Annotated in this window: 14 protein-coding genes; 9 read left to right on the top strand and 5 right to left on the bottom strand. The window is 34.6% G+C overall.

Features of this window, described 5'->3' with window-relative positions; all coding sequences use genetic code 11:
* Window positions 1–88 precede the first annotated feature (88 nt).
* The 4 genes from AC6EIW_RS08500 to AC6EIW_RS08485 all read right to left on the bottom strand — a co-directional run bounded on the left by AC6EIW_RS08500 (window position 89) and on the right by AC6EIW_RS08485 (window position 3740).
* Complete coding sequence (locus AC6EIW_RS08500; RefSeq protein WP_498520230.1) at window positions 89–1738, bottom strand: alpha-D-glucose phosphate-specific phosphoglucomutase; 1650 nt, start codon at window positions 1736–1738, stop codon at window positions 89–91.
* Between the two features lie 63 nt (window positions 1739–1801).
* Window positions 1802–1972, bottom strand: coding sequence for a DUF8677 family protein (locus AC6EIW_RS08495; RefSeq protein ID WP_011294071.1), 171 nt, complete (start codon window positions 1970–1972; stop codon window positions 1802–1804).
* 19 nt (window positions 1973–1991) lie between these two features.
* Window positions 1992–3071, bottom strand: coding sequence for a DUF4912 domain-containing protein (locus tag AC6EIW_RS08490; RefSeq protein WP_498521633.1), 1080 nt, complete (start codon window positions 3069–3071; stop codon window positions 1992–1994).
* A gap of 306 nt (window positions 3072–3377) precedes the next feature.
* Entirely contained in the window at window positions 3378–3740 is a 363-nt protein-coding gene (locus tag AC6EIW_RS08485; RefSeq protein ID WP_498520229.1) for an NDH complex assembly factor CRR9, read from the bottom strand.
* Between the two features lie 478 nt (window positions 3741–4218).
* Between AC6EIW_RS08485 and sufB the strand changes: the two genes are divergently transcribed.
* From sufB to AC6EIW_RS08465, 4 genes are read left to right on the top strand one after another with little or no spacing between them, the layout of a single operon-like run.
* Window positions 4219–5661: a Fe-S cluster assembly protein SufB gene (sufB, locus tag AC6EIW_RS08480; RefSeq protein ID WP_498520228.1), complete on the top strand. Its 1443-nt coding sequence runs from the start codon at window positions 4219–4221 to the stop codon at window positions 5659–5661.
* A gap of 50 nt (window positions 5662–5711) precedes the next feature.
* The gene (gene sufC / locus AC6EIW_RS08475) at window positions 5712–6503 is read left to right on the top strand and encodes a Fe-S cluster assembly ATPase SufC (RefSeq protein WP_498520227.1); all 792 of its coding nucleotides are present in this window, start codon (window positions 5712–5714) and stop codon (window positions 6501–6503) included.
* On the top strand, window positions 6500–7744 hold the full coding sequence (sufD, locus tag AC6EIW_RS08470) for a Fe-S cluster assembly protein SufD (RefSeq protein WP_498520226.1): 1245 nt from the start codon (window positions 6500–6502) through the stop codon (window positions 7742–7744). The genes sufC and sufD overlap by 4 nt, the downstream gene beginning before the upstream one ends.
* The gene (locus tag AC6EIW_RS08465) at window positions 7741–8988 is read left to right on the top strand and encodes an aminotransferase class V-fold PLP-dependent enzyme (protein WP_498520225.1); all 1248 of its coding nucleotides are present in this window, start codon (window positions 7741–7743) and stop codon (window positions 8986–8988) included. The genes sufD and AC6EIW_RS08465 overlap by 4 nt, the downstream gene beginning before the upstream one ends.
* Here the strand turns inward: AC6EIW_RS08465 and AC6EIW_RS08460 are convergent.
* Complete coding sequence (locus AC6EIW_RS08460; protein WP_498520224.1) at window positions 8985–10910, bottom strand: alpha/beta hydrolase family protein; 1926 nt, start codon at window positions 10908–10910, stop codon at window positions 8985–8987. The two genes, AC6EIW_RS08465 and AC6EIW_RS08460, sit on opposite strands and share 4 nt — an antisense overlap.
* A gap of 96 nt (window positions 10911–11006) precedes the next feature.
* On the opposite strand from AC6EIW_RS08460, the gene def reads away from it, so the two are divergent.
* The 5 genes from def to AC6EIW_RS08435 all read left to right on the top strand — a co-directional run bounded on the left by def (window position 11007) and on the right by AC6EIW_RS08435 (window position 14773).
* A complete protein-coding gene (def, locus tag AC6EIW_RS08455) occupies window positions 11007–11615 on the top strand; it encodes a peptide deformylase (RefSeq protein WP_498520223.1) in 609 nt (202 codons plus the stop codon).
* Between the two features lie 69 nt (window positions 11616–11684).
* Window positions 11685–12020: a histidine triad nucleotide-binding protein gene (locus AC6EIW_RS08450; protein ID WP_498461958.1), complete on the top strand. Its 336-nt coding sequence runs from the start codon at window positions 11685–11687 to the stop codon at window positions 12018–12020.
* 111 nt (window positions 12021–12131) lie between these two features.
* Complete coding sequence (locus AC6EIW_RS08445) at window positions 12132–12413, top strand: hypothetical protein (protein WP_498520222.1); 282 nt, start codon at window positions 12132–12134, stop codon at window positions 12411–12413.
* 122 nt (window positions 12414–12535) lie between these two features.
* A complete protein-coding gene (locus AC6EIW_RS08440) occupies window positions 12536–14524 on the top strand; it encodes an ABC transporter ATP-binding protein/permease (protein ID WP_498520221.1) in 1989 nt (662 codons plus the stop codon).
* Between the two features lie 9 nt (window positions 14525–14533).
* Window positions 14534–14773 carry a CAB/ELIP/HLIP family chlorophyll-binding protein gene (locus tag AC6EIW_RS08435; protein WP_498520220.1) on the top strand — a complete coding sequence of 80 codons (240 nt, stop codon included), beginning with the start codon at window positions 14534–14536 and terminating at the stop codon, window positions 14771–14773.
* Window positions 14774–14778 lie beyond the last annotated feature (5 nt).

The raw sequence follows: 14778 nt of genomic DNA, 5'->3' as shown, positions 1-14778 counted from the left end.
AGCTAATAAACAAACATTTTTATTACTCTAAAAGCAAAAAAAAACTTATAAAGTTGTTTTGATGATTTCCAGTTGGAAGATTTTTGATCTAGGTAATAACTGTAGGAGTTGACATACCTGTTAGTTTCGAAATCTGAGCTAGGGAGTCAATACTTTTAATTAAAGGGTCCAAGGCTAACTGCGGATCTTGATTGATATCACCATTACTGGGAACAAAGCTTTCAAAGTAGACTCTCAAAGTAGCTCCTTGAGTGCCCGTGCCAGAAAGTCGCACTAACACTCGACTACCATCATCTAATAAAATTCTCAAACCCTGGTTAAGCGTTATTGAACCATCCACTGGATCTGTATAGCTAAAATCATCAGCATTTTTAATTGTTCTTCCAGCAAAAGATTTATCTTTCAGAGTGGGAAGCAAATTACTCAATCTGGAATAAAGAGTATGTGCCACTTCAGATGGAATAGATTCATAATCATGACGAGAATAATAATGACGACCAAAAAATAGCCAATGATTTCTCATGATCTCAGAAACAGACTTTTTCTTGGACGCAAGTATCTGCAACCAAAAGAGAACAGCCCACAATCCATCTTTCTCTCTTACATGATCACTTCCAGTCCCAAAGCTCTCCTCTCCACACAGAGTAATTTTATTAGCGTCCAAAAGATTACCAAAGAATTTCCATCCAGTAGGGGTTTCAAAGCAATTTATCCCTAAATGTTTTGCCACAACATCTACAGCTGAACTCGTCGGCATGGAACGAGCAACACCAGCTAAACCTTTGGCATAGCCTGGTACACAATCGTAATTCGCAGCCAAAATTGCAAGACTATCACTAGGATTTACAAAGCAACCACGTCCTAAAATCATATTTCTATCGCCATCTCCGTCACATGCTGCTCCGAAGGAAAATAAATTTCCTTTTAAAAGCAAATCTGCAAGATCTTTTGCATAAGTCAAGTTTGGATCAGGATGAAGACCTCCAAAATCTTCCAAAGGTTTTCCATTCCTTACTGTCTCTGAATTGGCGCCTAAATGATCAACAAACAGACGCTTTGCATATGGCCCAGTAACAGCATTTAATGCATCAAAAACGATAGGAAAATCTTTGTTGATATAGGAACTAATTAAATCAAAGTCAAATATTTTTTTCATTAAATCTAAGTAATCTTCTACTCCGTCAATGATCTCAACAATCATTGACGCTAATTTATATTTACCAGTTGAAAAAGAATTATTTGATTCACATTGTACAATCTTATATTCTGTAAGATTTTTTGAGTAATTATAAATTTGATCAGTTAAAGATTCGGGAGCCGGTCCACCATTTGACCCATTTAGCTTGACTCCAAAATCACCTTCAACTCCACCTGGGTTATGACTAGCAGACAAAATAATTCCACCTATTGCTTTATTGATGCGAATCAAATTAGAAGCAGCGGGGGTAGACAAAATCCCATCTACAGTTGTTATAACTTTCTGAATACCATGTGCGGCTGCCATCCGAATAATGATATCAATAGCTCTTTTGTTGCCGTATCTTCCATCACCTCCTACAACCAAAACACCTCCTCGCACCCCAGGCAGGGAACACAAGATTGACTCAATAAAACTCTCAAGATAGTGAGTCTTCTCGAATTGCAAAGTACTTTTCCTTAATCCAGAGGTACCTGGTTTCTGGTCAGGGAAAGGTGAGTTTAACTTAATTGTAAGTTGGCTAAATTCTGTAGAAAACACTTTGGGAATAGATTAGTAAATGATATAGAGGATGAATAGGGAATCGAAATGACAAATTTTAATTCAGTGAGGCATTTCAGAGGTACGAAGCATTGCGATAAACCAAAGGGTACTTAAAATCAACGCACTTAAAACACCCGGACCAAGTCCTAAACGTTCAATAGTAGTAGGAATTAATAAGGGAAAAGCAATAGCACCTACTAATGGAGTAAAAGCAACAATTAAACGAACCATCAATGAATTGGGATTAAATTTAAAACCATTCTGATTCAGCCTTGGAATTTGGATTCGTATTATCAACCGGGGTAACTCTTTCGAATTTCATTGTTATGTTCCTTGAATCTATTCCATCTTTATCTATTGCTTTGATTGAATAGTTCTGAATACCATCTCTAAATGGAACTTGCAATCTAAAAGTTCCATCATTTGCCAATGGGACCTCTTCATCTTCGATAAACAATTTAGCTGAAGGATCTGTAGCTCCATAAACAATTAATTCCGCATCAGCAACCAACCAAAAGGAGCGAGTTTGCGGAACTCCTCCAATACCAGATTCATTCAAACCACTGGCCCAAAGACCAGAACCAGATTCGTTATTTGAATTGATATCTCCTAGAACACCCTCTTGAAATTCTTCTGAGCCAACTCTTCGTGTTCTGAACTTTGTGGTTGCTGATTGATACAAGCGCTCATGCAAACCACTATCGGGTTTTTCTAATGCAAAATTTTCTATCTTAGGTTCAGTTGTAGACGCTGGAGCTTCCAAACTAAAAGGAACAAATTGATCAAGAATTTGTTCACTAGGATGTAGTGAGGGGACTTTGGCTGAAGATGAATAAGCAAGTGACATCCATTTATGACCAATTCGATAACCGAGTTCGACCATATAGTCTCTCCCACCTAATGGAATGGGTAAATACCATTCAGTACTGTGACTATCAACAACAACTTCTTGAAGAGTTCCAGGATTAGCTTCTCCGTTATTTGTATTGGTCACATCAGCTAAGCGCAAAGAAAGCCTATTAGCGCCTTCATTTTGAGCATTCGCACGATCTGTATCTGATATCTCCCAAAAGACATATGCCCATTCGGGATCACGAGGTAGAAAAACAACTTTAGTCTCAGATGAACTTGAATAGGTTGCTTCGTTAGATGGTTCGACCTTATTGTTTATCAACTGTTTTTCTAACTCTTTTTTTTCCTCATATAGAAAAACACCTTTTACTAAATCAGCCTTTGATTTTCTACTGTAAAGAGGAATACCTAGTTTACTCGCTTTAAGACGAAGCTGACGAAGTGTTAAACGTGACAGGGATTCTTGATCAATAGTCACGCCCATAAACCTCCATTTTTTGTTTGGGATCAGTGCGATAAGTATGTGATGAAATGTGCTCTTCTCGTTGGTGTGGTCAGCATCTACTGACTCCAAGCAGAGAGCAAAAATTAGGATCTTCAGAGAAAAAGCATTGCTATAACTAAAAAATAGGAGTTGCTTATCAATCCACGAATTCCAAACAAACGAAATAAATTCCAATTCAATCAAAAAAAATAAATTCTGATTCTTCAAATTTCAAAGACTTTTTTCTTTGGGATCATCTTTCTCAAAGAAATTTTTTCTTATGGATTAACCAGAGCGATGTCAATCTTCATAAGCGTCGATTAAATTTTTTAACGTCAAATCCAATGGAGGAATTTTCAAATCATTTGACAACCTTTCCAGTTGGATAGCTGCTCCAGAAAATTGCTCAAACATAACGTGCACGAACTCGTCATCTTTAAGCATGATTGGATTTTTTAAGCACCATTCAAGCCATTCCTCCTTCACAGGGAGCAAACCGCCTGAGTGATCTTTATTCATTGATTTAAAGCAATTCAGGCAGTGTGCAAGCATCCTTAAATGATGCTTTTCACTAACTGAAAGATTAGTCAATGCGATCAAATTTATATCCTCTTTACTTAAGGGACTATTTGGAAAACTATCGACAAAATCAGATTGAATCATATGGCAGGGGGACGATCTCTTACCCCTAAAGTTTAAAAGAATATTTATCTTTTGAATGATTTTATCTTATTTTTTTGCACCTATAAACAGAATAAAGATATTCATTCAATGACTATTACCAACTCAAATGAGGAATTTAAGAATGAAATCAATTGTTTTAATAGGGGTTTACAGAACTATTTGTATACATTGAAAAATCTTTTAGGAATTGGAAATAGATTAAAAGCCTATTCCAGCACAATCACAACTTGAAACGATCGCAAGTATTTTGGCGTAAGGTATTAGGACATTGAAACTACTTTCGTAACACTGGGTTTTCCCTCTTGATTTGACTTAGAATGACATTTGAGATCCAACTATCAAAACACTCTGATCCAATGACGAACCTCAAATGTCATAATTGAAGATTATCTTAGATCTTTAAAAGCCAAACTTTTCATAAATAAAAACTACTACGACTTGATTTAATCAAAATAAAATGAACCAATCTAATACTGTCGAAGAAATTGTTTCTCAACCTTATAAGTATGGTTTTATAACTGAAATTGAAACTGAAAAAATCCCAAAAGGTTTGAATGAAGATGTAATTAGGCTAATTTCAGCAAAAAAAAATGAGCCGGATTTTTTATTGAAATTTCGTTTGCGAGCTTATGAACAATGGTTGAAGATGAAAGAACCTGACTGGTCCGGCCTATCTTATTCTAAAGTAGACTATCAAGATCTAGTTTATTATGCAGCTCCGAAACAAGATATAAAGAAAAAAAGTTTAGATGAAGTTGATCCTAAATTGCTTGAAACTTTTGAAAAGCTAGGAATACCATTAAGTGAACAAAAAAGATTATCTAATGTAGCCGTAGATGCTGTTTTCGACAGCGTTTCCATCGCGACTACATACAAAGAAAAGCTCTCCGAACATGGAGTAATATTCTGCTCTATTAGTGAGGCTGTTAGTGAATATCCAGATTTAATTGAAAAATACATAGGAACAGTTGTTCCTATAAATGACAACTTTTTTGCAGCCCTGAATTCTGCGGTTTTCAGTGATGGTTCATTTGTTTACATACCTAAAGGTGTCGAATGCCCAATGGAATTATCATCTTATTTTCGAATAAATTCTGGAGACACTGGGCAATTCGAAAGGACTTTAATTATCGCAGAAGAATCTTCCTCCGTTAGTTATCTAGAGGGCTGTACAGCCCCCATGTTTGATACCAATACACTTCATGCTGCTGTTGTTGAGCTTGTCGCACTCGATAATGCATCTATCAAATACTCAACGGTACAAAATTGGTATGCAGGTAATGAAGAGGGTATAGGAGGAATATATAACTTCGTCACAAAAAGAGGAGAATGTCGAGGGGAAAAAAGCAAAATCAGCTGGTCTCAAGTCGAAACTGGATCTGCCATCACATGGAAATACCCAAGTTGCGTATTACAAGGAGATAACTCAATTGGTGAATTTTATTCAATTGCATTAACTAATAACCTGCAAAAAGCGGACACTGGGACAAAAATGATTCACATAGGGAAAAATACAAAATCAAAGATCGTAAGTAAAGGTATTAGTGCAGGACAATCTAAGAATAGCTATCGAGGTCTTGTCTCAATAAGCCCAAATGCTGAAGGTTCGCGCAATTACAGCCAATGTGACTCAATGTTGATCGGTGATAAAGCCAGCGCAAATACATATCCATATATTCAATCCAAGCAACCTCAATCCAATATTGAACATGAAGCCAGTACTTGTAGAATTTCAGAGGATCAACTGTTTTACTTGCAAAGTAGAGGAATTGATTTCGAAGAATCAGTCTCAATGTTAATCAGTGGATTTTGTAGTGATGTTTTCAATGAATTACCTATGGAATTTGCATCTGAAGCAGATAAACTTTTGGCTTTAAAATTGGAGGGTTCGGTTGGATAAAAATCAACTAAAATTTTACCTCTACTCTCTACAACTTCCCATCTAATTTAGTGATTTCATCAACTTCAGAAACAATATTATCTATTAAAGATCTTCATGCCAGTGTTGAAGATCAGGAGATACTTCATGGAGTTAATCTGTTAGTCAAGGAAGGAGAAATCCATGCAATCATGGGTCGCAATGGGAGTGGAAAAAGTACACTTTCTAAAGTCATAGCTGGCCATCCATCTTATAAAGTTCTTTCTGGATCCATCCAATTTAAAGGTAAGAATATTCTTGATCTCGCTCCTGAGGAAAGAGCAAGAATTGGAATTTTTCTTGGTTTCCAATACCCAGTAGAGATTCCTGGTGTTAGTAATCTAGAATTCTTAAGAGTTGCCACCAATTCAAGAAGAAAAGAATTAAATAAAAGTGAATTAGACACTTTTGAATTCGAAGATCTAGTAAAAGAAAGATTGCAAATAGTTGAAATGGATCCAGCCTTTCTACAAAGAAGCGTGAATGAAGGGTTCTCAGGCGGGGAGAAAAAACGTAATGAAATTCTTCAAATGGCTCTTATTGAGCCAGTTATATCAATACTCGACGAAACTGACTCAGGTCTTGATATCGATGCTCTCAGAATTGTTGCATCTGGGATCAATAAACTCTCGCAACCAAATTCGGCGACAATTTTAATAACCCACTATCAAAGACTACTCAATGAGATTACTCCTGACTTTGTACATATAATGGCTGATGGAAAAATAATAAAAACCGGCACAAAAGAACTAGCAATTGACCTTGAGAAATCAGGATATGACTTCATTGACCAAAATGCCAAAGACAATCAGATGGCAAAATGAAATCATCAATTATTTGCCAAGATTGGCTGGACTCTCTTCCACTAACTCAAGGTTATTTAAAAAACGAACAATTAATAGGACGAGCATTCCTCCTAGAGAAAGGAATGCCTTCTAAAGAGGATGAAGCGTGGAGATTATCCAATTTAAATAGACTAAATACTTTTTTATCTTTACCAACAATCATTAATAAAGAAGATAGTAAAGTTGAATCTAACTTCCCCGAGAAGGATAAAAACAGAGAAAGAATTATAATTAGTCCTAATGAAAATCCAGTTCAAAATATTAATTTACCTGATGGAATTGAAAAGCTAAATGACAGAGAAATTGAAGATAATCTTGGCAAAATAGTTAAGTCAACTAACATAAAGAATGACGTTTCAGTTTATCTAAATCAGGCATCTAGTTTGGAGATTTTAGCTTTAAAGGTTAAAAGTAATTTCAATAAATCATTAGAAATTGTAATTCCATCAATAGATAAAAAATCAACCTCGACTAGAATCTTTCTGCTTATAGAAGAGGGAGCAACATTAGATCTTTTGCAAATTTTTCTAGGTAACAATAATTCAGCACATAATCATTTAATTGAAATAAAACTAGAACCAAACGTAGAGCTAACTCATGGGTTAATTTCTTTTGGTGAAGAAAAAGAATCCTCCTCAATTTGTACTTTAGCTGTAGAACAAGCAGAGGAGAGTAAATATTCTCTTAATTCAATTCATCATGGTTGGGATTATGCTCGATTTGAACCAAGAATAATTCAAAGCAAAGGAGAAGCTTCCACAAATATAAGAGGGCTTCAAGTCACTAAATCAAAAGAGCAAATAGCAACACATTCTTTAATTAGATTTGATGGCCCAAATGGAAAGCTTGACCAATTACAAAAAGCCATCGCTTCTGAATATTCCCATTGCATTTTCAATGGTTCGATTGATGTTCCGCAAAAAGCACAAAAAACAGAAGCTGCTCAGCTCAGTAGAAATTTATTACTTTCCAAGCGCGCCAGGATAGATACCAAACCAGAACTTGAGATAGTTGCTGATGATGTCAGGTGTACTCATGGAGCAACTGTAAGCCAACTTCAAGATGAGGAGTTATTTTATCTACTTAGTAGAGGTATTGATAATCAAGATGCTAATTCTTTGTTATTAAAAGGATATTGTGATGAAGTGATTTCACACTTTCGTAAAAGTGCTGGAAAATGGAATTTAATTGATAAATTAATACGAGATATAAAAAAGTGAACAATTTAGTAAAAAAGATTGCTGAAAAAAGTAGAAATGATTTTCCACTATTTGCTGGGAATAAAAACAATTTAGTATATTTAGACCATGCTGCTACTAGTCAAAAGCCACAAGCAGTAATTGATTCTTTAAAAAAATACTACAGCTTCGAAAACGCTAATGTTCATCGAGGTGCTCATCAGCTGAGTGCAATCGCAACACAAAAATTCGAACATTCACGAAAGTTAACAGCAAATTTTATTAATAGCAATAATGAAAAAGAAATTATTTTCACTAGAAATGCTACCGAAGCCATCAACCTTGCAGCTTATGCATGGGGAAATTACGAACTTAAAGAAAGCGACGAAATATTGATAAGTTTAATGGAACATCATAGTAATATAGTGCCTTGGCAATTAATTGCAAACGCGAAAAAATGCAAGCTAATTTATATCAATATCGACAAAAATGGAGAATTAGATCTTGATGATTTTAAAAAGAAATTGAGTGATAAAACCAAAATAGTCAGTCTTGTTCATGTAAGTAATACATTAGGTTGTTGTAATCCTATCGAGGAAATTACTGAACTTGCACATAAAAAAGGTAGCTTGGTTCTTTTAGATGCCTGTCAAAGTCTTGCTCATAAGCCCGTAGATATAAAAAAACTAGGTATTGATTTTCTGGCAGGATCTTCTCATAAACTTTGCGGTCCTACAGGAATAGGTTTTTTATGGGGTAGAGAAGAAATTTTGGAGAAAATTCCTCCCTTCCTTGGTGGAGGAGAAATGATAAATGAAGTTTTTAAGGATAAAAGCACATGGGCAGACTTACCACATAAATTCGAAGCGGGAACTCCAGCCATAGGAGAAGCAATTGGAATGGGAACCGCACTTAATTATTTACAATCAATTGGATTGAACGAAATCAATAATTATGAGAAAGAATTAACAAAATATCTTTTTGAAAAATTAGAGGAAATAGATGATTTAACAATTCTTGGACCTAGCCCTTTAATTCAAGCTGATAGAGGACCATTAGCTACCTTTTATATAAAGGGCATACACTCCAATGATGTGGCTGAGTTGCTTGATACTAATAACATTTGCATAAGAAGTGGTCATCATTGCTGCCAACCACTGCATCGCTTCTATGGGATAAAAAGCACAGCCAGAGCAAGCTTGAGTTTTACATCAACTCCATCAGAAATTGATTCTCTTACTGAAGAACTCAAATCAGTAATTTCTTTTTTAAGAAAAAATTCCTAAATATTGAGATTTATATATTGTCTAAAAAAAGCCTCTGTTTTTTTTAAAACTTCAACTTTTATTTTCCCATCCTTAAATCCATGACCTTCGTTCTTAAATAAATAAATTTCAACTGGTATTTCACGTTTTGTTAATTGATCCTTAATTTCAATAGATTGATCAGAAAGTATAACTTTATCTTTTAACCCATGAAACAAAATCAATGGCCTATTAATAAAATTAACATTTTTAATTGGCGATCTTTGAACATATTTTTCATAATCAGTTTCGATATTTCCTATCAAATAGTCTAAATAAAACTCTTCAAATCTATGAGTTGAATTAGCCATACCAATCAAATCAGTTACAGCATATTTACATGCTCCAATATTAAAAATGTCAGTTGATACCAAGCAATTTAAAGCTGTATAACCCGATGCACTACTCCCTACAATCGCAATACGTTCCTTATCAGCCTTGCCAGAAGCAATCAATGACTTAGCTGCCTTAGCACAATCCAAAACATCGATTACACCCCAATTCCCTTTCAATCGATCTCTATATTCCCTACCGAAACCAGAAGAACCTCCGTAATTAACATCAACAACGGCCCAACCTCTCGATGTCCAAAATTGCACCTCTAGATCCAATCCACAACGAGCCATGCCAGTAGGACCGCTATGACTTTTCACTAATAATGGAGGTAACAATATTTCTTTATTAAGAGGTGGATAATACCAAGCATGCACACTCTCTTCATTTGAACCGGAAAACCAAAAAGATTCGCCAATACTTATTTGCTTTGGGTCCAAACTAAATGAAGAGGCAGGAGTATGGTCCCAACTGTGACTCAATAAATCTATTTCAAAAATACCTTCACTTATTTCTGAACTGCTAGCAATTGCGACAAGTCGATTTTGAAACGAATGAAGACCTGAGAACTCGATAAAAGGTTGGTCAATAATTTTGATGAAACCATTTTTTTGAAATAAAGCTAAAGTCCAAATTCCTTCTTGAGCAAAAACCCCAACAACATCATCACCGACACATGAAAAGCTCGACATCCCAAGGACCCATTGTGGAAAACCCATTTCAGCCTTGATGGTCCATTGATTCTGAAAAACAGTAATTGAATTATTATTAGTGTCAGTTTTAATCTTTGTTATATTCCACCATCCACTACTATCTTCAGCAACAAAAAGATCCCCTTTATCAGACCAAATAGGATTAAAAAATGATATTCTTTTTGTCAGATTTAAATATTCTTTATTAAAAGTTACTGTATTAATTATATTTCCTTTCTCATCCAATTGAGCTAATTTTAATTCATTTAAATCCCAAGGCATTGAAGTGTTTTCCCATTCAACCCATGCTAATTTTCTATCTTTACAATTGAGCGCAAGATAGCCTATGAGGGACTTAGATGAATAAATAAATTTTGGATATTGGTCAATTTTTTCTAAAGAATAAGAAACTATATGATCTCCTTCTTCATCTTCCATCAATCCAATCCAAATATTTTTTTGAAGGTCAATCACCCCACCCGCAAGAAAATAATTATGTTTTTTTGAAAGACAAATTGATTGTATTTTTGGTATTAATTTAAAAGAAAAAGATTTTTCATTTACATCTTCAGAAGACCAAGTTCTCATCCATAAGCAGTTATCTTTATTGTCTACCCAAGTTATTATTAGATCTGATCCATTTAAGGTTGCTGTTAAAGGGGCACCACCATAACCATGAATTTTTGTTCTTAGATCACTTGGATAAGGTGTTAATTCTTGAGGTGATAAATCTTTTTGTCTCCAAGGTCTAATTAAAGCTGTAGTTCTGCCCTTTTCTTTTGGTCTTTGTTCTAACCATAAAACCCAGTCACCTATGATCCGAGGCTCTTTAAATATGGGGGCTTCTCCATAAACTTTTTCAGCATCCAAAATTGTCATTGTTTAGTTTTTAGTTCATGTTGAGAGTCGATAATTAATTCGCTCATATCAGTGAAAACAAAGTAAAGTAACAATTGATGTTCTTTTGATATTCCTTTGGCTGGAAGTTTTGCTCAACTTGCAAAAAATGCAGAAAAAAAGAAACCTCTAAATACAGTCTCCAAAGAAGCTGTAAAAAATCCTCCTTTAAAGATTTATATGCTTGGTGAAGAGACCTTAAGGACTCCTGCTAATCGCATAGTAAAGGTTGACGATTCAATTAGAAAACTTGCGAAAGATATGCTCATAACCATGTATTCAGCGAAAGGAATTGGTTTAGCAGCACCTCAAGTTGGAGTGCAAAAAAGGATAATTGTAATTGATTTAAATTTTGAAGATCCACATACCCCTCCAAATATTTTTATAAATCCAGAAATAATTTCATCTAGTGCAAGCTTAGATACTTATGAAGAAGGTTGTCTAAGTATACCTGGTGTTTATCTCAATGTAGTAAGGCCCTCTTCGATTAAATTTAGTTATAGAGATGAGATGGGTAGACCAAAAAAAATGAATGCTGAGGGTCTCATGGCACGATGCGTTCAGCATGAGATTGACCATCTAAATGGAGTTTTATTTGTTGATAAAGTTACTGATCAAGATGAGCTAAAAAAACAATTAACAGAAAATAAGTTCAACGAACAAGATGTCATAAAAAAATCCGATTGAAAGACTCATATCAATTCAAACTACAAAGAATCACATTAGATTCTTAGCACAAACATCGCTTCTAATTTAATGGCAACAATTTTCGATAAAATACTTAGCGGTGAAATACCTTGTGATGAGGTTTTTAGTGACGAAAAATGCTTAGCTTTTAAAGACATAACTCCTCAAGCTCCTACTCATATTTTAATAATTCCAAGAAAACCCATTAAAAGCCTCAAAGAGATAAAAAAAGAAGATCAAGAATTACTAGGCCATTTACTTTTAAAAGGAACTGAAATTGCTAATGCTGTTGGTTTAGAAAGTTGGAGAACAGTTATCAATACTGGAGAGGGTGCAGGCCAAACAGTTTTTCACTTGCATATCCACCTCATTGGCGGAAGGGAATTAAGTTGGCCGCCAGGGTAAATCCTCAATTTTCATGATTTTCTAGCTATTCACACGATTACATTACTGGCTTAGTTATCGACTCAACTTCACCCATATATGCGCTATAAGATATTTAATTAATAGCGTCAAATGGATTCCCAAACTGCTGCAGATAAAAACAGCCTTATCAATACAGTAAGAACCAATTTACAAGATTTTTGGTCAAAACGTAGTGATAAACAGCAAACTATTTTAAAAAAAATATGGGCAATTTTAACTTACAAATGGCAATGGCAGATAATTTTGAATGCCCCTTTTTTGGTTATTTGGGCTTTAGATCAAACTATCCCAGCTGTTCACTCTTTTGATATGCAGCTTATTTCTTCGCTACCAATACCAATGACAATAAAAACATATTTGGGTTTTAGCTAAGATATAGCAATAAATGACTTTGATGAGTTTCTGCTCTCAAAAAGTCTCAAATTTAACTTTAAAAAATAAGTTAGCCTTATTACTAATCAAGTATTTTTTGACTTTGAAATAATCTAATTAATATGACCTCATCAATTTCGAAAGCTCAAAAAGGACTAATAAGCCAACTTATTAAATTAAGAAAGCTTACTCAACCATATTTTTTACCATATACAAAAAACAATGGCTGGCTATTTGTCTATTTATTAATTGCTTTATTATTTTGTGTAGGAGGTACAGTTCTATTTTTACTTACAGGTTTGATGAGCCTGCTAAGCAACGTAGTTCCAGAGATAACAAATCAGTTTTTAGGAGGTGTTCAAAATTCCTTAAAGGTCATTTGGGAAGGTCCTTCAGGAATAATAATTTCAAGTTTATTTGCATTAGGAATTTTTTCATTCATCACAGTTCGTGGTCAGTTAAGGCAGAGAAGATGGCTGCCTTGGCTTTTACTAGGCGTAATCATTTTAATGTTATTGTCTGTAAACGGAATTAACGCTGGAATCACTTTTCTTGTCAGGGATATTACTAATGCATTAATACAGAAAGATGAACAAGAAAGTTATAAAAACTTGTGGATTCTTGGTATTTGTTTTATTGCAGCTCTTCCAATAAGAAGCTTCCAATTTTATTTTTCAGCAAAGCTTCAGCTTTTATGGAGAGAGTGGTTATCTAAAAGCCTGATAAATGATTACTTAGACGATAGAACATATTACATATTAAATCCCAACGATGAATCTGAAACGAATGTAGATAACCCAGATCAAAGAATCACAGAAGATGCCAGAGACTTTACTGCTCAAACAATTGACCTATCACTGAATATTTTTGATTCATTATTAGTATTTTCACTAAACATTTTTATTTTGCTGAGTATCAGTAAAGAGCTAACACTTGCTCTGATAGTTTACGCCACATTAGTTTCATCTTTACTACTTTTTGCCAGTAGAAAATTGTTCAAATTAAATTATGATCAATTACGATTTGAAGCTGATTTTCGTTATGGTCTTGTTCACGTAAGAAACAACGCAGAATCAATAGCTTTTTATTCTGGTGAGAATCAAGAAGAAAAAGAAGTTAGTAGAAGACTGAAGTCTGTGGTTGATAACTTTAATCTTTTAATAATATGGGAAGCATTATTAAGAGTGCTCCAACGCTCTGGAATATACGGAAGTGTTTTTATTCCTTTCATTATTCTTTCAGGGCCAATTCTTAGTGGGCAAATGGACTATGGAAGTTTTCAACAGGCCAATTTAAACTATAACCTTCTCGAGGGATCACTATTTTTTATCATTTACAAAATAGAGGCTTTGGCTAGATTCTCAGCTTCGATAGGCAGACTTGAAGGATTTCAATCAAACATGAATGAGATCAGAAATAACCAGTTTGCTGACTTCAAAGCAGAAATTAAAACCAACGATTCTATTGTTCTAAAGAATGTAAGTATTAAAACCCCTGGGAAAGAGAATTTCCTAATTAATGGCTTAAATCTAAGTATCGAATCAGGTCAAAGTTTACTTGTCGTAGGACCCTCTGGATGCGGTAAAACATCTTTACTTCGAGCTATTAGTGGTCTCTGGGCAATTCAATCCGGCATCATAGAAACACCCTCAAATGGTGATTTACTATTTATTCCGCAAAAACCATATATGACTCTTGGCTCTTTGAGAGAGCAGCTTTGCTACCCATTAGATAAAAACAGATTCAGCGATGATCATTTAAAAGCAGTTCTAAATGAAGTCAAGTTACCTCAAATTATTCAAAGGTACCCTGACCTAGATATTAAACAAGATTGGCAAAGGCTTTTATCTCTTGGAGAACAACAAAGGTTAGCTTTTGCAAGACTTTTGTTAAATTCACCTAAATATGTTGTTTTAGATGAAGCAACCAGTGCGTTAGACGTCAACACAGAGAAACATCTTTATGAACTTCTTAACCATCGCGAGATGGCTTGCATTAGCGTTGGACATAGGCCAACCTTGAAGAACTATCATGAAAATGTACTTGAAATAACTGAGAATGCCGGTTGGCGATTGTTGCCCGCTACAAGTTACCAATTTACTGAGAACTAGTTTATTTCTATGAACTCAAATACTGAAACAACTCAAGATATTCAATCAACTGAGCCAGAGCAAACTGATTCAGAAACGAAAGATCTTTTACCTAGTGCAACCACAAATGATATTCCTGAATTTGGATGGAGTGGATACGCAGAAAGAATAAATGGAAGATTTGCAATGATTGGTTTAATGGCAGTTTTAATTGTAGAAGCTATTAGCAAGATATCTTTTTTAGAATGGGCTGGAATAATTAGTAAATAATAATT

This window comes from Prochlorococcus sp. MIT2308, assembly GCF_059772345.1.
Note: the sequence above shows the minus strand (reverse complement) of the source record. Positions and strands in the feature narration are given on the sequence as shown.

Excerpts from the sequence above, each read along its gene's own strand:
- AC6EIW_RS08495 (WP_011294071.1), bottom strand. The coding sequence starts at position 1,972 with ATGGTTCGTTTAATTGTTGCTTTTACTCCATTAGTAGGTGCTATTGCT.
- AC6EIW_RS08485 (WP_498520229.1), bottom strand. The coding sequence starts at position 3,740 with ATGATTCAATCTGATTTTGTCGATAGTTTTCCAAATAGTCCCTTAAGT.
- sufB (WP_498520228.1), top strand. The coding sequence starts at position 4,219 with ATGAACCAATCTAATACTGTCGAAGAAATTGTTTCTCAACCTTATAAG.
- sufD (WP_498520226.1), top strand. The coding sequence starts at position 6,500 with ATGAAATCATCAATTATTTGCCAAGATTGGCTGGACTCTCTTCCACTA.
- AC6EIW_RS08460 (WP_498520224.1), bottom strand. The coding sequence starts at position 10,910 with ATGACAATTTTGGATGCTGAAAAAGTTTATGGAGAAGCCCCCATATTT.
- AC6EIW_RS08450 (WP_498461958.1), top strand. The coding sequence starts at position 11,685 with ATGGCAACAATTTTCGATAAAATACTTAGCGGTGAAATACCTTGTGAT.
- AC6EIW_RS08445 (WP_498520222.1), top strand. The coding sequence starts at position 12,132 with ATGGATTCCCAAACTGCTGCAGATAAAAACAGCCTTATCAATACAGTA.
- AC6EIW_RS08440 (WP_498520221.1), top strand. The coding sequence starts at position 12,536 with ATGACCTCATCAATTTCGAAAGCTCAAAAAGGACTAATAAGCCAACTT.
- AC6EIW_RS08435 (WP_498520220.1), top strand. The coding sequence starts at position 14,534 with ATGAACTCAAATACTGAAACAACTCAAGATATTCAATCAACTGAGCCA.